We start from the raw sequence: 20,849 nt of genomic DNA on the forward strand, positions 1-20,849 counted from the left end.
GACATGCCATTCCATGATGCATTTCAATCTGACTGAAGGTGTGCTGGTCTCCAGCCTGCAGGGGCTCACCTCGCTCGAGCTGGCCGGCATCGCCGTCGCGCTGCTGCTGGGCGGGATGGCCAAGGGCATCACGGGCATCGGCGTGCCGTTGATCGCGATGCCGATCCTCAGCCAGTTCCTGCCGATCCGGCACGCTGTGCTGCTGCTGTCGATGCCGATCATCCTCGGCAACATTCCGCAGGCGCTGGAAGGCGGCCAGGTACTCGCCACGGCGCGGAAGATCGCCGCACCGATCGTCGGCACCGTGATCGGCAACGTCGTCGGGGTGGCGATCCTGCTGTCCCTCAATCCCGGTCACGCGCAGGCGGCATCCGGCGCATTGCTGATCGTGGCCGCGACGCTGATGCTCGCCGCGCCGAAACTCAACCTGCCGCCAGCGTGGCAGAAGCCCGTCGGTTTCGCACTCGGCTTCGGCGCGGCGCTGATGGAAAGCATCGCATCGGTTCCCGGCCCGCTGCTCGCCACCTACCTGATTTCATCGGGCGCGACCGGGCGTGTCTTCACGAAGCAGATTGCGATCATCCTCGTGGTGTCGATCGTCACGCTGATCACGACGTTCAGCGGCGCCGCGCACGCGAGCGGCGCCGACCTCGCGATCTCGGCGGCGGCCAGCCTGCCGGCGATTGCCGGCATGTGGCTCGTTCGCCCGCTGCGGGACAAGATGTCACCGAAGCTGTTCCGGATGGTCGTGCTGCTGTTCGTGCTCATCGCGGCATCGCAGATGATCTGGAAATCGGGCGTGTTCCGGCACGGCGGACCGTCTGCCGTCCAGACGGGCAGCGCGCACGCGATCAAGCAGTAGCCGCATGCCGCACGCGCGTCGATCGCGCATGCGTTCTGAAAGCTGCAACGCGTAGTATTCGCGGACCCGGCGTATCGCCCCGCCCCAAGGTGCGGACGATACGTGTCAGGCTTTACTACGCGCACGCTGATGCCGACATCGGCGCTGCCACGTTTTCAGAGGCAAGAAATGGAAACCTATGTGTTGCTGGGCTGTGGATTCGGCCTCGGCCTGTTGATCGCGATCTGGGGAATCTGGTCGCTCAGATAAGCCGCCAGGCCCCGTTCATGCGCAAGCCATCCGTAGGGCAACGGATGGGAAACTGTAGTTTGCAGCCATGGCTTCAATCTTGTTGCTTCGCACTCCGATCCAGTTGTCCCGCAGCGGCCGTTACACACGCCGCTCCGTGTTCGACAGCACGCGCGACCGGGTTTCGCCGAATCGCACGCATTCGGCCTTGAGCCAGTCCGAAAAGGCGGCGGTACGCGGATCGTCCGGGTTGCGCGACAGCAGCATGTAGCGTGCCGGCGCACGCACGTGCGCGCCGAACACATCGACCAGCCGTCCGCTCGCAATCTCGTCATGCACGAGCGCCGAGCGCCCCATCGCGACACCCTGATGGTTCAACGCGGCCGTGATCGCCAGGCTGGAAAAATTGAACTGCGGCCCGTCCAGATGCGCGATCCACGCCGGCCGGACGGCCTCCAGCCACGTGCGCCACTCGACGAACTCGGGCGCGCCGCCCCACGGAGCGGCATCGTGCAGCAACACGACGCCGTCCAGCGACGCCCCGCCGGCGAACGCCGGATGCTGCGCCAGATACGCCGGCGTGGCGACCGGAAACAGGATTTCGTCGAGCATCGCCTCCGCATGCAACCGGCCGTATTGCACCGGGTCGTAGCGCACGGCGACATCGATGTCGCCGGCCTCCATCGCCTGGCGGTCCAGCACCTGGAATTCGGCCTGTACGCGAACCGACACGTTCGGCTGCTGCCGGTGAAATCCGGTCAGGCGCGGCATCAGCCATTGCAACGCAAACGACGGCAGACAACTGACCTGCAGCGGTGCGTCCGACATGCCGAGCGCCTGCAGCGTGCGATGGATGTCGCCGAACGCGCCCGACATCGTCCCGAGCAGGATCGCGCCCTTCTCCGTCAGCCTCAACCCGCGCGCCTGGCGCACGAACAGCGGATAGCCCAGCCGGTCCTCCAGATTCCGGATCTGCTGGCTCACGGCGCTTTGCGTCAGGTTGAACGCGTGCGCCGTCTTCGTGAAGCTCAACAGCCGGCCTGCCGTTTCAAAGCAGAGCAGCGCACCGAGGATCGAACCGTCCAGTCGCATGAATATAAGTCAGGCTAATGTGTTGATTAGAAATCGGCGCTTTTGCGCCGTTGACCGGAATCGTAGCATTTCGGTCCTGTATCCCGATCAACGAACCCGAGGCCGATCCGTGACCGTTACGCTTCAACCTGCCGATCTATTAGCCAGACTGCAATCTCGCCACCCGCTGCTGTGGCTGAACCCCGTGACCGGCCGCCCGTTGCCGCCGGACGCGCCCTCGTTCGACGCCATCGCTGCGGCCGAAGCGAGGCTGGCGCGCTGCGAGCCACTGATGGCCGAGCTGTTTCCGGAGCTCGCGGCCACCGCGGGGAAAATCGAATCGCCGCTGATGCCGGCGGACGGCTTGCAGCGCGCGTTGTCGCACGCGGCCGACGCGCACGGCGCCTGGTTCATCAAGCGCGACGACGCGTTGCCGGTCACCGGTTCGATCAAGGCGCGCGGGGGCTTTCATGAGGTGCTCGCGCTCGCGGAGTCGATCGCGATCGACCACGGGCTGCTCGCCCCCGCGGGCGACCGGCGGATCCTCGCATCGGCCGCTGCGCGCGCGTTGTTTGCCACGCATACCGTCATCGTGGGCAGCACCGGCAATCTCGGTCTGAGCATCGGCGTGATGGCCGCCGCGCTGGGGTTCGAGTCGGTCGTCCACATGTCGACCGATGCGAAGCCGTGGAAGAAGGCCCGCTTGCGAACACGCGGTGTCAGCGTGGTCGAGCACGACGGCGATTACGCGCAGGCCGTCGCAGCCGGCCGATCGCAGGCATGCCATCAACCGCGCAGCCATTTCGTCGACGACGAAGGCTCGCTGATGCTGTTCCTCGGTTACGCCGCGAGCGCCCGGCACCTTGCGGCACAGCTCGCCGAATCAGGCCGCCGCGTGGACGCCGCACATCCGCTCTTCGTCTATCTCCCGTGCGGTGTCGGCGGCGCGCCGGGCGGCATCACGTATGGCCTCAAGGCGCTGTTCGGCGAGCACGTGCATTGCTTTTTCGCCGAGCCCGTCGCGGCGCCATGCATGCTCGTCCAGCTGGCCGCGGACTCCGGCAAGCCCGCGTCCGTCTACGACGCGGGCCTCGACAACCGGACCGAGGCCGACGGGCTGGCGGTGGCGCAAGCGTCGCATCTGGTCAGCCCGCTGATGGCGTCGCAGTTGTCGGGCGTCTTCACGGTCAGTGACGACCAGCTCTACGCGCAGTTGCTCGCGGTTCAACGCGCCACGGGGGTGGAGCTGGAGCCGTCGGCCGCTGCCGCCGTCGGCGGGCCAGGCTGGCTGGCACGCTCGCCGGCCGGCCGGGACTACCTGCGCCGTCACGCGATCGACCTGCACGCGTCGACGCACATCATCTGGGCGACCGGCGGCTCGCTCGTTCCGCCGGAAGAACACCGCCGCTTCCAGTCTCATGCGAAGGCGCTCGCCGTGCCCGGCGCCTGAGGCGTTCCGCCCCGCGCTCTGCCCCGTTCCCGAAGACCGGTTAGACTGTCCGGATGGAACAATGCCGTTATTGCCAGAGAATCCGCGATGAATGGGATTGCCATGGAGACGAATGTCGCCAGGCAATCGCCAAGGCGCTGCGCCGGCAGCGTGCGGGCCTGCCGATGGTGCCCGACCGCATCCGCAACGAGCTGCCGTCCGGCGCCCCGACCCAGCAGGTGATCGCCGTCCTGTCGCGACAGCGCCTGCGCGCGCGCCGCGGCAACGAGGAACGCCGGGAACGCAAGGAAATCGACGACGACGGGGTCTGATCCGGCCGTCCCGCCGCCCGGCGCGCCCTCTTCGCCGACCCTTCGCCGACCCTTCGCCGCCCCTTCGCCGCCGGGCGCTCGCCCGCGCGACCCATCTGCGTTCCCTTCCGCGCCCGCCCTTGCAATCCCCGCAACACGGATTAGGGACAGAAGACGTTTATCTCGAAATTATTACCTCGAGCGCAACGATCTTTCACCAAAACTCACGTTTACCCTAGGTCGCCCGACGCCTACGATGTAATCAACCGCTTACGACATGGTGTCGAACGCGGAAAGCCAACAAACATCGGAGGTCATCATGAAATCGCTCGTTTCCGCAGTCGTTGCCGCCGTCGCCCTGTCCGCCTCGTTCGGCGCATTCGCACAAAGCACCGTGACCCGCGCCCAGGTGCGCAACGAACTCGTCCAGCTCGAGAATGCCGGCTACAAGCCGAGCCAGTCGAGCCCGTACTACCCGGCCGACATCCAGGCCGCGCAAGCCCGCGTGCACGGTGTCGACAGCACCGGCTTCGGTTCGCAGCCGGCCGCGGCGGTCGAGGGTGGCGCACCGGTCGTCAAGGCCCAGACCCCGCGCGACTCGGTCTACTTCGGCCACTAAGCCTGCCGCTGCGCGCCCCACGCGCAGCCCGCCCTTGCAACGAGCCCGTCCCGTGACGGGCTCGTTGCGTTTGCACGGCTCGCGTGGCCGGCCCGCCGTCACCGGCTGCCGCCCGATGCCACGCGGCCGGTTTCGCTCATTGCGTGGCCGCCGCGGACCAGATCCTGATAGCGCACGCACGCGCATTGTGCGGACGCCTTCGCCGCGTACATCGCCGCATCGGCCTTGACGAGCAACTCCTCGGCCGACGCACCGTCAGCCGGAAACTCGCTGACACCGATGCTCGCGCCGACGGCCAAGCGCCGTTCGTCGAATTCCAGTTCCTCGGCCATCACGATCTGGATGCGCGACGCGACATCGCCGATGACCGCCGGTGAACGCACGTCCGCAATCAGCACGATGAACTCGTCGCCGCCGAGCCGCGCGACCATGTCGCCGCTGCGCAGCACGTGGCTCAGCCGCTTCGCGACTGCCACGAGCGTGCGGTCGCCGGCCGAGTGACCGTGCTGGTCGTTGATCTGCTTGAAGCCGTCGAGATCGACGAACATCACGGCCAACCCCTCGCGCACCGCGGCCGCATGCCGGATCGCGGCGTCGAGACGCTCCATGAACAGCAGGCGGTTCGGCAGCGCGGTCAGCGGATCGTGACCGGCGAGGTGCGTGAGCTCCTGCTGCTTCGCGCGCAGCATCGCGACCTGCGTGCGGATCTCGACGCGCATGCTGTCGAAGCAGCGCGCGAGCACGCCGATCTCGTCCGCACGCGCGACCGGCAATTGTTCGGCGGCCGGATCGTCGAACACGTGCGTCGCGGCGCGCGCGAGCGTCTGCAGCGGCCGCGTGATCGCTCGCGCGAACAGGATCGCGAGGATCACCGCCAGCAGGCTCGACACGAGCACCATCCTGACGATCCGTTCGCCGAGCACGCCGGCCGGCGAGAGCACGTCCGCGAGCGGACGCGCCATCCCGAGCACGACGAAGCGGTTGCCCTCGTCGTGCCCGAACGACGTGCGCGCGAACGCAAACATCTGGCCCGGCGCCTCGTCCGGCTGCGCAAGGCCGTTGAGCGTCACGTTCGCTCGCGCGTCGTCGAACAACGCGCGCGTGGCGGCGAAGCGATCCTGCATCAGCACGCGCCGGCCGCGATCGAAACCGAACGTCTGCGCCGGATCGGGATGCACGAGGAAGTCGCCCCACTCGTTCGCGAGATAGACCGCATAGTCTTCCGGCAGGTCGCGTTCGAGCCGGTCGAACACGCGCGACAGCTCGACGTCGACGACGAGCGCGCCGACCGTCCGGCCCGACGTGTCGACGACCGGCGTGCCCACACGCAGGATCGGCAGCCCTTCGGCCGCGTGCGACCCCGTCTCGTGGTTGATCACGATCGGTGACAGGTAGATATGGCCGGGCGCCGTCGCAAGCGTGTCAAATACGTAGGAGAACTGGCCTTTCTCCTGGAACACGCTTTCGGGCAGCACGACGATGCCGCTCGCATCGCGATCGACACGAATGCGCTCGATCCCGAAATGCCCGCTCGCGATCAGGCGGATCTGCAGGTATTCCGGGTGATTTCTCATGAAGCTGTAATACACCTGCTCGAGCCGCGTGCGGGGCGCACGGTCCGGGTTGTCGCTCCCCGCGACGAGCGCGGACGACGGCAACTGCGCAAGCACGAGCGCATCGTCGGCAACGTCCGACAGCGCGGTCGTGAAGCGCTGACCGAGCAGCTGCGTCGACATCAGCAGACTGTGCTGCGCTTCCTGCACGAGCATCGCACGGTTGGCGCGATACGCGTAGTAGCCGGTCGTGCCGGACGCGATCACGCCGATGCAGGCGAACAGCACCGACAGTTTCGACGTGAGCCCGAGCCGGATCATTTTCCGAACCGCTCCGGCCGGTCGCCCGACACGATGCGGCTCCACAACGATTCGCGGCGCGCGATGCTTTCGACCGGCTGGAGCCACACGAGGTGCTGGTGCCCGGTGTCGAGGCCCGGCGGCGGCTCGAGCGTGTTCGCGAGCCCCTGGCGCTCGGTCAGCAACGCGCCGATCGCCGGTTCGAGCATGTAGTTGATCCACGCGAATGCAAGCTCGGGCCGTTGCGCGCCGCGCGTGACGGCCCAGCAGTCGAGCCACGCGAGCGCGCCTTCCTCGGGGATCACGTAACCGACGTCCGCGCCCGCGCGCCGCAGCAGCTCGACCTGCTGCGTGCCGTAGTTGCCGAACATCAGCGCCGCGCGATGCTGGACGAACAGCGCGGTCGCCTCTTCGGGAAGCGTGTAATACGTCAGCAGGTTGCGGCGCAGGTCGATCAGCTTGCGCGCGACCTCGAGCGTCTGCGCGGACGACAACCGAAACGGATCGGGATAGCCGAGCGCGAGCGCGGTGAACGAGAAATTGTGCTGTGCACTGTTGAAGTCGAGCACCTTGCCACGGTAGCGCGGATTCCACAGCTCGCGCATCGAGCGCGGCGCGGCCGGCACCTGCTTGCGGTCGTAGATCAGCCCCATCGACGAATACGTGAACGGGATCGCGTAGGTCGAGCCGTCCTGCACGAGCCCGCCGATCGTCGCGAGTTGCTGGAAGTTCGGCAATTGCCGTCGCCGGTTCGGGATGCGCGACAAGTCGATCGGCGCGAGCAGGTGTTCGTGTGCATAGCGCTGGATCTCGGCCGTATTGGCAGCCAGCACGTCGTACGGCGGAGGCGCGGCGCTGTGCATCCGTGTCCACAGCGCTTCGTCGGAATCGACGAACGTCACTTCGACGCGCACGTGAAACTGCGCCTCGAATGCACCGACGATATCGCTGTCCGCATAACCGGGCCACGCGAGCACGCGCAGCACGGTGTCGTTGACGGTTTCGGGAGAGGCCGCGAAGGCCGGGAGAACGGGCGTCAGTAAGCCCAGCGTCAATATGATGAGCAGCCTGCGCACGGCGCCGCGTGCATGCGCGCGCGCACCGATTCCCCTGACCAATCGGACCCCGTGTGAATCGCCCGGCTGCATTCGACTGTCCCTTTTCGAGTCGATGCGATATCCCGCAACAAGACCATAAAACATACGGTCGCGCAATCGGAACAAGCCGCACACGGTGCGTGCGTTCACCTGCGCCGGTGGCTGAATGCGACGCAGTTACACGCGCCCGTCTCTCCGTCTCCGGCCGCGCAAACGAACGTCAGCGCCAGGCCTGCGTGAACTCCGCGATCACGCGCGACAGGTGCGCGCGCATCGCTTCGCGTGCACCGCCTGCGTCGCGCGCCATGATCGCCGCGAAGATCCGCTGGTGATCTTCCTGCGATGCCTCGCGCAGCGCAGTCGAGTGAAAATGCTCCTCGATCTTGTCCCACAGCGGGTCGCTGCGCGCGCAGTCCCACATCGCCGTGACCATGTGCAGCAGCACCGTGTTGCCGGTCGATTCCGCGATCCGCAGGTGAAACTGGCGATCGGCCGCGTCGTACGCGGCCTTGTCGTCCATCCGCTCGCGCATCGTCGTCAGCGAGAAAAACAGCCGGTCGAGATCGGCGTCCTTGCGTTCGGTCGCCGCCAGCGCCGCGACTTCCGCCTCGATCAGCCCGCGCGCGCGCAGCGTCTCGATCGGCCCCGGGCCGCGCGGCACCTCGAACGTGACCGGTCGCGCGGCATCGGCCGCCGACACATAGATGCCGGAGCCGATCCGCACCTCGACGATTCCCTGCACCTCGAGCGCGATGATCGCCTCGCGCACCTGCGTGCGGCTCACGCCGAACTGGTCGGCCAGGCTGCGCTCCGACGGCAACCGCCCGCCGGCTTCGAACGCCCCGGCGGCCACCATCGCGTGAATCTGTCGCGCAAGACCGATGTAGGAGCGGTCCGCGGCATCGGTGTCGCGGCTGGCAGGCAGGCTGGAAAGATCGGTCATCGAAAGACTCGCAACGGGCTGGCTGGCGCCGTCGCGGCGCCGGATCGACAAAATGGTACACCAATTCCGGCCCGCATCCGGATTGGCCCTTCGGCCGGTGTTGCAGGCTCGACCCGGAAGCGTCGCGCCGGCCCTTACCGGTCCGGACAACTGGTAAACCACTATCCAACATAACTGGCATACCAATCATAATCCGCACACACCGACGACGGGCCGGCACGCTGCCGCCCGGTCGTCCGTGCATGAACCGCCCAGCCAGGAGCCGCTCCAGTGAAGATGTCTTTCCGTTGGTACGGCGAGTCCGATCCGGTCTCGCTGCAATACATCCGCCAGATCCCGGGCGTCACGCATATCGTGTCCGCGATCTACGACGAACCGGTGGGCGAAGTCTGGCCCGCGCACAAGATCGATGCGCTGAAGGCGACGATCGAACGCGCCGGCCTGCAGTTCGAAGTCGTCGAATCGGTGCCCGTGCACGAGGACATCAAGCTCGGCAAGCCGGGCCGCGACCGCCTGATCGACCACTACCGGCAGACGATCCGCCATCTCGGCGCGGCCGGCATCCGCGTCATCTGCTACAACTTCATGCCCGTGTTCGACTGGACGCGTACCGAGTTGTCGAAGACGCTCGGCGACGGCTCGACCTGCCTCGCGTTCAGCACCGACGCCGTCGACCGGATCGACCCGAACGACGGCATCGCGCTGCCCGGCTGGGATTCGAGCTACCGGCCGGAACAGCTGCAGGCGCTGCTCGCCGACTATCGCGACGTCGACGAAGCCGCGCTGTGGGCCAACCTCGAATACTTCCTGAAGGCGATCATCCCCGTCGCCGAGGAAGCCGGCGTGAAGATGGCGATCCACCCCGACGATCCGCCGCGCCCGATCTTCGGGCTGCCGCGCATCGTGAAGAACCGCGACGATCTCGCGCGGATCGTGCGCATCGTCGATTCGCCCGCGAACGGGCTGACGCTGTGCTCAGGCTCGCTCGGCGCGGGCCCGCAGAACGACGTCGAAGCGCTGGTGCGCGAGTTCGGCGCGATGGGCCGCATCCATTTCGCACACATCCGCAACGTGAAGGTCGACGCGAACGGCGATTTCGAGGAAACCGCGCACCTGTCGAGTTGCGGCTCGCTCGACATCGCCGCGATCGTGAAGGCGTACCACGACACCGGCTTCACCGGCTACGTGCGCCCCGACCACGGCCGCATGATCTGGGGCGAAACCGGCAAGCCCGGCTATGGCCTCTACGACCGCGCGCTTGGCGCGGTCTACCTGAACGGCCTGTGGGAAGCGCTCGCGAAGTTCGACCGCACGCCGCAAGCAACGCCGTAATTCGCCCTTCGAGGCGGCCGGCGCTGCGGATCGCCGGTCGCCCGTCACGACATTCCGCGCGGAGACACCGCATGCCACGCATCCGATGGGCCATGATCCTGATGTGCTTCCTGGCCAACGTCATCAACTTCATCGACCGCGCGAACCTCGCGATCGCGGCGCCCAGCATCCGCGCCGACCTCGGCCTCGACGCGGTCGGCATGGGCCTCGTGCTAAGCGCGTTCTTCTGGACCTACGCGTTCCTGCAACTGCCGGCCGGCTGGTTCATCGACAAGGTCGGCGTGCGCGTGAGCCTCGCGCTGGCGGTCGGCTGGTGGTCGGTGTTCACCGTCGCGACGGGCGCCGCGCGCGGCCTCGCGCAACTGGTCGGCGTGCGGCTGATGCTCGGCGTCGGCGAAGCGGCCGCGATCCCGTCGTTCGCGAAAGTCGCGTTCAACTGGTTCCCGCGCAGCGAGCGCGGCCTGGCAAGCAGCATCTTCGACAGCGGCTCGCGCGTCGGCTCCGCACTGTCGCTGCCGCTCGTCGCGTGGCTGATCTCGATCGTCGGCTGGCGCGGGTCGTTCGTGATCACGGGCGGTATCGGCATCGTGTGGGCGCTGGCGTGGTGGTTCGTCTATCGCGACCCGGAACGCTACCGTGCGATCGCGCCGGATGCCGTCGATGCGCTGCTCGCGCAACGCAGCACACCGGTCGTTGCGGCCGCAACCGACGGCCCCAGGGTGTCGTGGCTCGACCTGTTCCGCTACCGCACGGTGTGGGGGATGATGATCGGCCTGTTCTGCCTGAACTTCGCGATCTACTTCTTCATCACGTGGTTCCCGAGCTACCTGCTGCAGTCGCGCGGCTTCTCGCTCGCGTCGCTCGGCACATGGGGCATGCTGCCCGCACTGCTCGCGATTCCCGGCGGCTGGCTCGGCGGCTACGTGTCGGACAGCCTGTTCCGGCGCGGCTGGAGCGCGACCGCCGCGCGCAAGACCTGCCTCGTGCTCGGGATGCTGATGTCGTCGTCGATCGCACTGTCGGCATTCGTCGAAAACGTGTGGGCGTGCCTCGGGCTGTTCGCGCTCGCGTATGCAAGCCTGTCGTTCGCGGGCGCCAACGTGTGGACGCTCGTCGGCGAAATCGCGCCGACGCCCGCGCACGTCGCGTCGATCGGCGGCATCCAGAACTTCGCGGGCAATCTCGCGGGGATCTTCATCACGACGTTCACCGGCGTGATGCTGTCGATCACGAAGGGTTCGTTCGTCGTGCCGCTCGCGGTGGCCGGCGTGCTGTGCGTGGTCGGCGCGCTGTCGTACCTGTTCATCGTCGGCAAGGTCGAGCCGCTGCCGCCGCTGCGCGGCCGCGAGAACGGGCGGAATGCGGAGCCGAACGCGGCGTGACGCAGCAGGACAGCGCGGCTGACGCGCGCCGCGCTTTCCTTTTCGAAGCGCGCATCGGACAATGACCCGCGCCCGCCGGCGCGGCGCCACTCCGGCCCGCGCGCGGCGGCGACGCCCTCCGTCCACGCCGATGAAACGCTACGAAACCCTCGCCCACACGATCGCCGACGAGATCCGCAACGGCAACCTTGCCGTCGGCACGCGCCTGCCGTCGCTGCGGCAGATCATCGCGCAGCACGGCGTGAGCCAGTCGACGGTGTTCCGCGCGTATTACCAGCTCGAACAGTGGGGATTGATCCGCGCACGCGAACGCTCGGGCTACTACGTCGCGCCGGGCGCAAAGCCGGCGGCGAGCCCGGCGACGAAACGCCGCGCGAGCCGCGCCGGCGCCACGCGCAAGGTCGACATCAGCAACCTCGTGTTCTCGGTGCTCGACGCGGCCACACAACCCGGCATCGTGCCGCTCGGTTCCGCATTCCCGGCGCCGCAACTGTTTCCGCTGCCGCGCCTGGCGAAATCGCTCGCGCAGGCCACGCGGCTCGTGAGCCCGTGGAGCACGGTCGTCGACCTGCCGCCCGGCAACGAGGCGCTGCGCCAGCAGATCGCCCGGCGCTATCTCGCCACCGGCATCTCGCAGCCGATCGACGAGATCGTCGTCACGAACGGCGCGCTCGAAGCGCTGAACCTGTGCCTGATGGCGGTCACGCGGCCCGGCGACGTCGTCGCGGTCGAAGCGCCCGGCTTCTATGCGGCGCTGCAGGCGATCGAACGGCTCGACCTGCGCGCGGTCGAGATTCCCGTCGATCCGCGCACCGGCCTCGATCTCGATGCGCTGGCGAACGCGCTCGACCGGCACGACATCCGCGCGTGCTGGTTCATGACCAATTTCCAGAATCCGACCGGCGTCACGCTGTCCGCCGACAAGAAACGCGCACTCGTCGACATGCTCGCGGCGCGCGAGGTGCCGTTGATCGAGGACGACGTGTACGGCGAGCTGCATTTCGGCCCCGACTATCCGCTGCCCGCGCGCGCGTTCGACCGTCACGGCCTCGTGATGCACTGCAGTTCGTTCTCGAAGACGCTTGCGCCCGGCTACCGGATCGGCTGGGCCGCCGCCGGCCGCTTCGCCGAGCGGGTGCAGCGGCTCAAGCTGATGACGACGCTGTCGGCCAGCATTCCCGCACAGGCCGGCATCGCGAACTATCTCGAACACGGTGGCTACGACCGGCACTTGCGCAAACTGCGCGGCGCGCTGCACGCACAGCTCGACCGGATGGACGACGCGCTGCGGCGCTGGCTGCCGCCCGGCGTCGAGTGGGTGCGGCCCGACGGCGGGTACTTCCTGTGGCTCGCGTTTCCCGATCCGATCGACGCGATGGAACTGCATCGCCAGGCGATCGCACGCGGCATCAGCTTCGCACCGGGGCCGCTGTTTTCGGCCGCGCATGGCTTCGAGCGCTGCGTGCGCGTGAACTTCGGCCACCCGTGGAGCCGCGACATCGAGCGCGCGATCCGCGTGCTCGGCGAACTGGTCGCGCAGCCGTCAGTCCGCAAGGCAGGCTGACCGCCCACGGTACGTGAGGTGCGCGCCGCCTGCGGCGCGGCCATGCAGGCAATCCGCGGGCGGGTTACATTGCTGATCCCGCCGCTCCTTCACGATTTTCCATGAGCCAACTGCCTTACCTCGATCACGATGCACTGTTGAAACTGACGGCCGACGCGGCACACGTCACGCAGTCGTGCACGTGCACGAAGACCTCGCTCGCCGGCTGGACGACCCTGCCGCTGTCGCTGCAGGATGCGCAACTGACCGAGGTCGCCACGCTCGTGCCGCCCGGCGATGCCGAACCGACCTATGCGGAATATCATCCGGCCGGCACGCGCTATGCGTCGGACGACGCGCCGATCGCGCTGCGCCATTTCCCGTACAACCGCTGCAGCGTCAGCCGCTGCCGCTCGTGCAGCCGTTTGTTCCTGCGTTACCAGGAGGGCGGCGGTTACTTCATCGACCAGCGCATTCGAGCGCTCGATCCGGCGCTCGTCGTCGACGCCAGCGTTTAACCGCGCCACGGGCAGGGTCGCATGCCCGCCCCTCCACGCCGGCGCCTGCGTGTCGCCGGCCATCTGCTGCGCCTTTTTCGTTCCGATCTGCTGCTTGTCCCGCCGCACCGCGTTCCCTACGCTGTCTTCCGTTGCCTGACACCCGTCGCAACGTCTCTTTGCGCCGCGCGCAATCCACGCCGCGGCGCCTCTCGCGTATCACGTCATGTATCGATATACCGATTTCGACCGGGCGCTCGTGCACAGCCGCGCTGCCCAGTTCCGCGACCAGCTCGAGCGCTGGCAGCACGGCACGCTGAGTGAAGACGCGTTCCGGCCGCTGCGGCTGCAGAACGGCTGGTATGTGCAACGCCATGCGCCGATGCTGCGCGTCGCCGTGCCGTACGGCGAGCTGTCGAGCGCGCAGCTTCGCGTGCTGGCGCGGATCGCGCGCGACTACGACGTGCCCGACGATGCCACCTACCGCACCGCATGCGACGCACAGGCAGTGCTCGGCACGTTGCGCCTGCCGACCCGCAGCGCGCACTTCACGACACGCACCAACGTGCAGTTCAACTGGATTCCGCTTGCGAAGGCGGCCGACGTGATGGACCTGCTTGCGACCGTCGACATGCACGGCATCCAGACGAGCGGCAATTGCATCCGCAATATCTCGTGCGACGAACGCGCGGGTGTCGCGCCGGACGAGATCGCCGACCCGCGCCCGTTCGCCGAAGTGATGCGCCAGTGGACGACGCTCCACCCCGAGTTCGCATTCCTGCCGCGCAAGTTCAAGATCGCGATCACCGGTGCCACCGAAGACCGCGCGGCGACCGACTGGCACGACGTCGGGCTGAAGCTCGTGCGCGACGACACGGGCGCGCTCGGTTTTCGCGTGAGCGTCGGCGGCGGCATGGGCCGCACGCCGATGATCGCGACGCTACTGCGCGCGTTCCTGCCGTGGCAGCACGTGATGAACTACATCGAGGCGATCGTCCGCGTGTACAACCGCTACGGGCGCCGCGACAACAAGTACAAGGCACGCATCAAGATCCTCGTGAAGACCGAGGGGCAGCGCTACATCGACGACGTCGAGGAGGAGTTCCGCCAGATCGTCGTCCTCGACGGCGGCCCGCACACGATCCCGCAGGCCGAGTTCGATCGCGTCGCCGCGTCGTTCGTCCCGCCGCGGCTCAAGGCGCGCACGCTGGACCTGTCCGATGCGAACGCACGCGTCTTCGCGCAGGCGGCCCGACATCCGGCGTTCGCACGCTGGCTCGCCCGCAACGTCGCCGCGCATCGCGACCCGGCGCTGCGCATCGTCACGCTGTCGTTCAAGCGCCGCCTGCAGGCGCCAGGCGATGCATCGCCCGATCAGCTCGACGCGCTCGCCGAGCTTGCCGACCGCTTCTCGGCCGGGGAAGCGCGCGTCACGCACACGCAGAACGTCGTGCTGCCGTGGGTGCACGTCGACGACCTGTTCCTGCTGTGGGAGAACGCACGGGCGATCGGGCTGGCCAGCGCGAACGTCGGTCTGCTGACCGACATGATCGCGTGCCCGGGCGGCGATTTCTGCGCGCTCGCGAACGCGCGCTCGATCCCGGTCGCCGATGCGATCACCGAGCGCTTCCAGGATCTCGACCTGCTGCACGACATCGGCGACATCGACCTGCACATCAGCGGCTGCATCAACTCGTGCGGCCATCATCACAGCGGCCACCTCGGCATCCTCGGCGTCGACAAGGACGGCGCGGAGTGGTACCAGGTCACGCTCGGCGGATCGGACGGCTCGACCGCGAGCGGCCCCGCGCAGCCGGGCAAGGTGATCGGCCCGTCGTTCTCGGCGGACGAGATCGTCGATGTCGTCGATGCGCTCGTCAACGCGTACCTCGACGCGCGGATCGACGCGAACGGCCGCAGCGAACGATTCATCGACACGGTGCGCCGCATCGGCGCGGAACCCTTCAAGGCTGCCGCGAACCACGCGCGTCATCCGGTGGAGCACGCATGAATCAAGCGACTTCGAACACGCACGCGCGCCTCCGCCTGCTGACACCGGCCGAACACGCGGGCGACACGCCGCCGCCCGACGATGCGACGCTGACGATCGGCAACGACGAGGAACTGCCGCCGCTCGCCGCGCGGATCGCGCAAGTCACGCGGATCGACCTGCAGTTTCCGTCGTTCACCGACGGCCGCGCGTACAGCCAGGCGTACCTGCTGCGCAAGCGCTACGGCTTCGCCGGCGACCTGCGCGCGACCGGCGAAGTACTGGTCGACCAGTTGCTGCTGATGGAACGCACGGGGTTCTCGAGCGCGGTGCTCGGCGACGACACCGATATCGCGGCCGCCCGGCGGCAGCTCGACCGGTTTCCGGGCTTCTACCAGCGCGATGCGAGAACGGCGATGCCGCCGCAGGACGCGGCGGCGCAGGCAGGAAAATGAAACGGGCGGCTCGCTGGCCGCCCGTACGATGAACCGGAAGCTAACCGGCCGGCGCCCGCCGTCACGCGGGCGCCGCCGGCGGTCAGCGCGCCGCTGCCGGCTTGCCGAACGCGCCGAGGATCTTCTTCTCGAGCGCGATGTAGTCGCGGCCGAAGTGGTGATCGCCCTGCGTCTTGATCACGTCGGCGCCCGTATTCGCGAGCGCCGGGCACATCGTGTCCTTCTCTTCGGCCCCGTAGAAGCACTGCACCAGCTGCGGCGGCACCTGCGCGATTTCCGGCGCGACCTTCAGCGCCTTGTCGCTCGCGGGCATGCCGAGCCAGCCCGTCACGCGGATCTGGAAATCGGCGGACGGCGCGAAGCCGAGCAACGACATCACCGCAACCTTGTCGCGCAGGTCGGCCGGCAGCCGGTTGTACGCGAACGGCATCACGTCGGCACCGAACGAGTAGCCGACCAGCGCCACGCGGCCCGCATGCCAGCGCGCCATGTAGGTGCGCATCACGCGCGCCAGATCGCGGCTCACTTGCGCGGGCGGCTTCTCGCTCCAGAAGTAGCGCAGGCTGTCGATGCCGACCACCGACACGCCGTCGCGCTGCAGCGCCTCGGCGATCGTCTTGTCGAGATCGCGCCAGCCGCCGTCGCCGGAGATCACGATCGCGAGCCGGTCGCTGCCGCCTCTGGCGGGCAGCTCGACGAGCGGCAGATCCGACACGTCGAGTTCGTCGCCGCTGCTGGTGTCGCGCAGGTGCGACGTAACGAGCGACACGAGCTTCGCGGTGTCGCCCGCGGCGGCCGTTTCGACGAAGCCCGGCATCGCGCGGCGCACGATCGTCGGATCGGGCGGGCACGGCTTGAAGCGCGGATCGAGCTTCACGCCCGGACCGACCGAAACGACACCGGCGATCGTGTTCTCCGGCGCCATCGACAGGATCTGCTTCGCGATCGCGCCGCCCTGGCCCACGCCCGCGACGATCGGCGTGAAATAACGCGACGACTGTGCCAGACGCTCGAGCTGGTGGCTGACCGCCTCGGCGTCGCCGTCGAGGTGGTGGCAGGTCTCCTGCTTCGCAGCGAGATTTGCCGCGTAACGCTCGGAATCGACGCCGACCGTCATCGCCCCGGCTTTCGCGAGCGCATCGGCTGCCTGCTGATCGGCGGCATTCCAGCCGGCCTCACGCGAGAACAGCACGACGAAACCGCGCAGCGGCCCGCTCGGCTTGGTCACGGTAACGGGGCCGTAGCGGCCGCCCGACACGGTTTCGGCTTTCCCTGCGGCCGGCTGCGCGGCGCACGCGGCGCTGGCCAGCATCATTCCCGCGCAGGCGGCTGCCGCCCGCGCGATTCCCTTCGTCAACATCATGAACGCCGACCTCCAGCCAGCAATGACAGATCCGCCAGCGTGACAAACACGCCGACCGAGCCCGAGGCCGCGAGGTAACGCGGCTCCCAGTGCGGTTCGAACTTGCTCTTGAAAGCGCGCAAGCCGCGGAAGTTGTAGAAGCGGCCGCCGAAGCGCCAGACCATCAGGCCGAGCCGGTGCCACGGCGACGGCATCTTCGCCGCCCCCATCCCCGAGAACGGCGCGATGCCCAGGCTCAGCTTGCGGTAACCCGCTTCCTTCAGATGCAGCGCGAGCTGCGTGAACAGATACTCCATCGCGTACGGCGACGCGTCCGGCAGATGGCGCATCACGCCGACCGTCGCCTCGGTGTTGAGGTCGGTCGTCATGAACGTGACGAACGCGATCGGCTTGTCGGCCTGCCGCACGAGCATCACCGACTGCGTCGCGAGATAACCGTCGTGGAACGCGGCCACCGAGAAACTCTTCTCGCGCGCATCGCGGCTGTCGAGCCAGCCGTCGGAAATGCCGCGCAGCGCCGGCAGCGCGGCCGGCACGTCGCCCGGCGCGATCACCTCGATCGCCAGCGCGTCCTTGTCGCCGCGACGCAGCGCGTAACGCAGGTGCGAACGGTTCGAACCCTTCAGGTCGAACTGGTCGAGCGCGATATGAGCTTCCTCGCCGAGCTTCATCAGCGTGAGGCCCGCATCGAGATACAGCGGCAGCGCGTTCGCGCGCACCTGGTAGAACGCCGCGCGACCGCTGTGCGCGTGAGCGAGCGCGATGAACTTGCTGATCAGCGCCGGCCATTCTTCCCGCGGCCCGACCGGATCGTGCAGCGCGGCCCACGTGCGGCCGTTCTTCGCGTACATCAGGAAGGCCTGGCGCGTTTCCGAGAACAGGAACGACTTGTCGCCCATCAACGCGAGGCCCGCATCGCTGCACTCCTGCGCGCGGATGATCCGTTCGGCGTCGAACAGGTCCTGCGGCACCGGCTTCACGAAGCGGCCCGGCGCCGGACGCAGCAATTGCCACAGCGCGAACAGCGCAACGAACACGCCGGACGCGAGCGTGGCGCGCAGCGCACGCGGCGCGCGCGCATCGAACGAGAAATGCGACCACAGCTCGCGCGTGTACGGCACGTCGCGGAACGCGAAGAACAGCACCCACACGGCCAGCATCAGTACCATCGTCACCGACACGAACCAGCTCACCGTGAAGCGCTCGGCGAGCAGCGACGAATGGCGGTTGAAACGGCGCCGGCTGACGAGCAGCAGCACGAGCAGCGTCCCGAGCACGCCGGCCTCGACGAACGCGAGGCCCTTCGCGAGCGACAGCGCGAGGCTCGCGAGCGTCAACGCGAAGGTCATCCACCACGCGCCGTCGAGCCGCCGCAGCAGCCCGCGCGCGACGAACAGCAGCGCGACGCCGAGCACGCTGCAGATCACCTGCGAGCCTTCGAGCACCCACAGCGGCACGATGTGGCGCAGGATCGCGATCCGGTGCCAGAACGCGGGGGTCGCGCTCGAGATCACCAGCATCCCGCCCACTGCGAACGTTACGAGGCTCAGGAACACCGGTGCGAGCTGCGACACGCGCACGGCCTGCCGCGTGACGAGCCGGCGCCGCAGCGCGCGGCCCTCGAAGCCGGCCAGCAGGCCGGCCGACAGCACAAGCGGCACGCCGAAGTAGATCGCGCGATAGGCGATCAGCGCGGCGACCATCGCGTGCGCGGGCACTTCGCGGCCCAGCGTGAACACCATCGCGGCTTCGAACACGCCGATCCCGCCCGGCGTATGACCGATCATCCCGAGCAGCAATGCGGCCGCGTAGACAGTAATGAAGGTCGGGAAGCCGACCGGCGCGGCCGGCAGCAGCACCCACAGCGTCAGGCCCGCTGCAACGACGTCGAGCACCGCGTAGACGACCTGCGCGACGAGATCGCGCCGCGCGGGCACGTCGAACGACAGCCACTTGAAGCGCGTGACGACCGGGCGCGCGGCGTTGCCGCACATCACGACCATCGCGGCCAGCAGCACGAGCAGCGCGGCGCCGGTCCACGTGAGCACGCCGGGCGCGACGTGCAGCATCGCGGCGAGCGCCTCCGGCACGCAGACCATGCCGACCGCCGTCATCAACACCATCGCGAGCGCCAGCGTGCCGCTCGTGAATACCGTCATCCGGCCGATCTGGGCGGGCGTGACGCCCGACACGCCGTACACGCGGGCGCGGACCGCACCGCCCGTCAGCGCGCCGAAGCCGGTGGCGTTACCGAGCGCGGACCCGGCAATCGCGCCGATCCACAGCGCGACGCGCGGCACCTTCGCGCCGACATAACGCAGGCCGACCGCATCGCGGGCGACGAGCGCGAGATAGCTGAGGGCCGTCGCGGCCAGCGACGCGCCCCACTCGCCGACGGACATGTGACGCAACTGGCGGATCACCGACCGGTAGTCGACGGATTCCGACAGATGCTGGAAAACCACGATCAGCAGCAGGCCGATGCCGAGCGCGAGCAGCGGCGACAGCACGCGCTCGTTGCGGATCAGCGCCCGGGCACGGGCGATCGCCGCCGCGGCACGGCCGGGCGAACCTGAGTGGCGGGAAGACATAAGTTGTTCAGTGGTGATGCATAGCGTGTCGCGGCGCAAGAGGGCCAGGCGGCGACGAATCTGGTTGTTCTGCGTGGGCGGTCGGCCGGAAGAAAAGGCAGGGAGCGCCTGAATCAGAACTTACAAGTATACGGGTCTTATATTACAAAATCTTTCACGCGCTCGTTGTGCGGATTTGTAGCGCTGCGTGTATCAATGTCGTATCAAAGTCGGCGATCGATCACGCGCGAGGTGCGCATCATACCGGGAACTGGCGGGGATTTTTCATCGGATGAATAACTTGTGATGCATTTCGGAGAAAATTGCCCGAACGATGCGCCGCGACGAGCACGAATCCGCAAGCCGGGCGGGTTTCGTTAATAGGGTCAAATGTTTTCGAGCAAGCTGATCCTGTTTTGCCGGCCCTTCACTGCCCAAGCGTGCCGGGATGCTGGGGCGATCCGATATCCACTAAATAGTGACCCCATGATGGCCGCGGCTCAACGCGCCAAGTCGTCAGAAAGACGAAACCGGACGCTCGCCACGGCCAGGCGCAGCGCCTACCGTTTCAGGCGAACCACATACAAACCGGGAGCGTTCGGATAGGCGCTCAGGCTGAAATTCGGCGGAGTCGAAATGAGGCTCCCCTGGATCGCCGGCTTGTACGTGACCGTTCCGCTCGATACGTCTGCCAGTTCAACAACCGGCGGGGACGGATCGGGAATGAGGTTCGACGTGAAGTTCAGGGTCAGTTTCCGGTCGGGCATTTCATAGAAACCGCCATATGTCTTGATCTCGTAGATCACGTCGGCCTGCACGCCCGCGGGAACCGGATCGGGCTTGCCCAGACACACCGTCCCGTCGCGGACTACGCCATCCTGCGGCGTCTTGAACGTATATGTCGCCACGCCGTCGTCGGTCACGAGCGTCATGGTTGCATTCGGGATCGTGCTCTTCGCCAACTGTATCGACTTGTAGCCGCTCGGACACTTGAATGTGGCGGTTTGATCGGTCGACGTGGTATCCGTCGCCGCACCGGTCGAACCGTTGTTGTTGTTGTTGTTGTTGCTGTTGCTGCTGCTGCTGTTACCGGTTGCGGTTGTGGTGGCGCCGCTACCGTCACCATCGCCACCGCCGCATCCCGCCAGCAGTACCACCGCTCCGATCACGGTTGCCAAGCACAGTCGATTCATTTTCATTTCTTTCTTCCTCTATTGTTAAATACTGCTAATTACTGATATTGCATGCGTTGGTTGATCGATGCGGGTCATTCCCCTCCTGGCGGTCTACACCCGCCTTCCGTC

17 protein-coding genes are annotated in these 20,849 nt (G+C 67.5%); 10 read left to right on the forward strand and 7 right to left on the reverse strand.

Translation table 11 applies throughout. The annotated features are described in order from the left end of the window. Positions 1–13: 13 nt before the first annotated feature. Complete coding sequence (locus OHZ10_RS27580) at positions 14–862, forward strand: sulfite exporter TauE/SafE family protein (RefSeq protein ID WP_059240392.1); 849 nt, start codon at positions 14–16, stop codon at positions 860–862. A gap of 369 nt (positions 863–1,231) precedes the next feature. On the opposite strand, the gene OHZ10_RS27585 is transcribed toward OHZ10_RS27580, so the two are convergent. After that, positions 1,232–2,182: a LysR substrate-binding domain-containing protein gene (locus tag OHZ10_RS27585; RefSeq protein WP_256086310.1), complete on the reverse strand. Its 951-nt coding sequence runs from the start codon at positions 2,180–2,182 to the stop codon at positions 1,232–1,234. On the opposite strand from OHZ10_RS27585, the gene OHZ10_RS27590 reads away from it, so the two are divergent. From OHZ10_RS27590 to OHZ10_RS27600, 3 genes are all read left to right on the forward strand, one after another. After that, positions 2,181–3,611 carry a D-serine ammonia-lyase gene (locus OHZ10_RS27590; protein ID WP_342704969.1) on the forward strand — a complete coding sequence of 477 codons (1,431 nt, stop codon included), beginning with the start codon at positions 2,181–2,183 and terminating at the stop codon, positions 3,609–3,611. The genes OHZ10_RS27585 and OHZ10_RS27590 overlap by 2 nt on opposite strands. 53 nt (positions 3,612–3,664) lie before the next feature. Next, positions 3,665–3,922, forward strand: coding sequence for a hypothetical protein (locus tag OHZ10_RS27595; RefSeq protein ID WP_059240390.1), 258 nt, complete (start codon positions 3,665–3,667; stop codon positions 3,920–3,922). 298 nt (positions 3,923–4,220) lie between these two features. Next, positions 4,221–4,520 carry a DUF4148 domain-containing protein gene (locus tag OHZ10_RS27600; protein WP_059240977.1) on the forward strand — a complete coding sequence of 100 codons (300 nt, stop codon included), beginning with the start codon at positions 4,221–4,223 and terminating at the stop codon, positions 4,518–4,520. Between the two features lie 98 nt (positions 4,521–4,618). Here the strand turns inward: OHZ10_RS27600 and OHZ10_RS27605 are convergent, their stop codons facing one another. The 3 genes from OHZ10_RS27605 to OHZ10_RS27615 form a co-directional block, all read right to left on the reverse strand. Next, complete coding sequence (locus OHZ10_RS27605) at positions 4,619–6,394, reverse strand: sensor domain-containing diguanylate cyclase (protein WP_059240389.1); 1,776 nt, start codon at positions 6,392–6,394, stop codon at positions 4,619–4,621. Then, positions 6,391–7,521, reverse strand: a complete 1,131-nt coding sequence (locus OHZ10_RS27610; RefSeq protein ID WP_342704970.1) for an extracellular solute-binding protein — start codon at positions 7,519–7,521, stop codon at positions 6,391–6,393. Before OHZ10_RS27610 ends, OHZ10_RS27605 begins: the two co-directional genes overlap by 4 nt. Positions 7,522–7,690: 169 nt before the next feature. Continuing rightward, on the reverse strand, positions 7,691–8,413 hold the full coding sequence (locus tag OHZ10_RS27615; RefSeq protein WP_059240976.1) for a FadR/GntR family transcriptional regulator: 723 nt from the start codon (positions 8,411–8,413) through the stop codon (positions 7,691–7,693). 270 nt (positions 8,414–8,683) lie between these two features. Between OHZ10_RS27615 and uxuA the strand changes: the two genes are divergently transcribed. The 6 genes from uxuA (at position 8,684) to OHZ10_RS27645 (ending at position 15,612) form a co-directional block, all read left to right on the forward strand. Continuing rightward, on the forward strand, positions 8,684–9,745 hold the full coding sequence (gene uxuA, locus OHZ10_RS27620; RefSeq protein ID WP_174991194.1) for a mannonate dehydratase: 1,062 nt from the start codon (positions 8,684–8,686) through the stop codon (positions 9,743–9,745). A 71-nt stretch (positions 9,746–9,816) separates the two neighbouring features. After that, positions 9,817–11,127, forward strand: a complete 1,311-nt coding sequence (locus OHZ10_RS27625; RefSeq protein WP_059240386.1) for an MFS transporter — start codon at positions 9,817–9,819, stop codon at positions 11,125–11,127. A 130-nt stretch (positions 11,128–11,257) separates the two neighbouring features. After that, positions 11,258–12,691: a PLP-dependent aminotransferase family protein gene (locus tag OHZ10_RS27630; RefSeq protein WP_059240385.1), complete on the forward strand. Its 1,434-nt coding sequence runs from the start codon at positions 11,258–11,260 to the stop codon at positions 12,689–12,691. Between the two features lie 101 nt (positions 12,692–12,792). Further along, a complete protein-coding gene (locus tag OHZ10_RS27635) occupies positions 12,793–13,188 on the forward strand; it encodes a hypothetical protein (protein ID WP_174991197.1) in 396 nt (131 codons plus the stop codon). A gap of 205 nt (positions 13,189–13,393) precedes the next feature. After that, complete coding sequence (locus OHZ10_RS27640; protein ID WP_059240383.1) at positions 13,394–15,178, forward strand: nitrite/sulfite reductase; 1,785 nt, start codon at positions 13,394–13,396, stop codon at positions 15,176–15,178. Beyond that, positions 15,175–15,612 carry a DUF934 domain-containing protein gene (locus tag OHZ10_RS27645; RefSeq protein ID WP_059240382.1) on the forward strand — a complete coding sequence of 146 codons (438 nt, stop codon included), beginning with the start codon at positions 15,175–15,177 and terminating at the stop codon, positions 15,610–15,612. The genes OHZ10_RS27640 and OHZ10_RS27645 overlap by 4 nt, the downstream gene beginning before the upstream one ends. Before the next feature lie 82 nt (positions 15,613–15,694). Here OHZ10_RS27645 and OHZ10_RS27650 read toward each other — a convergent pair whose 3' ends face one another. The 3 genes from OHZ10_RS27650 to OHZ10_RS27660 all read right to left on the reverse strand — a co-directional run bounded on the left by OHZ10_RS27650 (position 15,695) and on the right by OHZ10_RS27660 (position 20,744). Further along, entirely contained in the window at positions 15,695–16,975 is a 1,281-nt protein-coding gene (locus OHZ10_RS27650; RefSeq protein ID WP_059240381.1) for a virulence factor family protein, read from the reverse strand. Next, positions 16,972–19,566 carry a bifunctional lysylphosphatidylglycerol flippase/synthetase MprF gene (gene mprF / locus OHZ10_RS27655; RefSeq protein WP_342704971.1) on the reverse strand — a complete coding sequence of 865 codons (2,595 nt, stop codon included), beginning with the start codon at positions 19,564–19,566 and terminating at the stop codon, positions 16,972–16,974. The genes OHZ10_RS27650 and mprF overlap by 4 nt, the downstream gene beginning before the upstream one ends. A gap of 539 nt (positions 19,567–20,105) precedes the next feature. Beyond that, on the reverse strand, positions 20,106–20,744 hold the full coding sequence (locus OHZ10_RS27660; RefSeq protein ID WP_342704972.1) for a hypothetical protein: 639 nt from the start codon (positions 20,742–20,744) through the stop codon (positions 20,106–20,108). Positions 20,745–20,849 lie beyond the last annotated feature (105 nt).

Source organism: Burkholderia arboris (assembly GCF_038723655.1).
GTDB lineage: Bacteria > Pseudomonadota > Gammaproteobacteria > Burkholderiales > Burkholderiaceae > Burkholderia > Burkholderia arboris.

Bases quoted from the DNA above. Each gene is read 5' to 3' on its own strand.
- OHZ10_RS27580 (WP_059240392.1), top strand. From the start codon at position 14: ATGATGCATTTCAATCTGACTGAAGGTGTGCTGGTCTCCAGCCTGCAG.
- OHZ10_RS27590 (WP_342704969.1), top strand. From the start codon at position 2,181: ATGAATATAAGTCAGGCTAATGTGTTGATTAGAAATCGGCGCTTTTGC.
- OHZ10_RS27585 (WP_256086310.1), bottom strand. From the start codon at position 2,182: ATGCGACTGGACGGTTCGATCCTCGGTGCGCTGCTCTGCTTTGAAACG.
- OHZ10_RS27595 (WP_059240390.1), top strand. From the start codon at position 3,665: ATGGAACAATGCCGTTATTGCCAGAGAATCCGCGATGAATGGGATTGC.
- OHZ10_RS27600 (WP_059240977.1), top strand. From the start codon at position 4,221: ATGAAATCGCTCGTTTCCGCAGTCGTTGCCGCCGTCGCCCTGTCCGCC.
- OHZ10_RS27605 (WP_059240389.1), bottom strand. From the start codon at position 6,394: ATGATCCGGCTCGGGCTCACGTCGAAACTGTCGGTGCTGTTCGCCTGC.
- OHZ10_RS27610 (WP_342704970.1), bottom strand. From the start codon at position 7,521: ATGCAGCCGGGCGATTCACACGGGGTCCGATTGGTCAGGGGAATCGGT.
- OHZ10_RS27615 (WP_059240976.1), bottom strand. From the start codon at position 8,413: ATGACCGATCTTTCCAGCCTGCCTGCCAGCCGCGACACCGATGCCGCG.
- OHZ10_RS27625 (WP_059240386.1), top strand. From the start codon at position 9,817: ATGCCACGCATCCGATGGGCCATGATCCTGATGTGCTTCCTGGCCAAC.
- OHZ10_RS27630 (WP_059240385.1), top strand. From the start codon at position 11,258: ATGAAACGCTACGAAACCCTCGCCCACACGATCGCCGACGAGATCCGC.
- OHZ10_RS27635 (WP_174991197.1), top strand. From the start codon at position 12,793: ATGAGCCAACTGCCTTACCTCGATCACGATGCACTGTTGAAACTGACG.
- OHZ10_RS27640 (WP_059240383.1), top strand. From the start codon at position 13,394: ATGTATCGATATACCGATTTCGACCGGGCGCTCGTGCACAGCCGCGCT.
- OHZ10_RS27645 (WP_059240382.1), top strand. From the start codon at position 15,175: ATGAATCAAGCGACTTCGAACACGCACGCGCGCCTCCGCCTGCTGACA.
- OHZ10_RS27650 (WP_059240381.1), bottom strand. From the start codon at position 16,975: ATGATGTTGACGAAGGGAATCGCGCGGGCGGCAGCCGCCTGCGCGGGA.
- mprF (WP_342704971.1), bottom strand. From the start codon at position 19,566: ATGTCTTCCCGCCACTCAGGTTCGCCCGGCCGTGCCGCGGCGGCGATC.
- OHZ10_RS27660 (WP_342704972.1), bottom strand. From the start codon at position 20,744: ATGAAAATGAATCGACTGTGCTTGGCAACCGTGATCGGAGCGGTGGTA.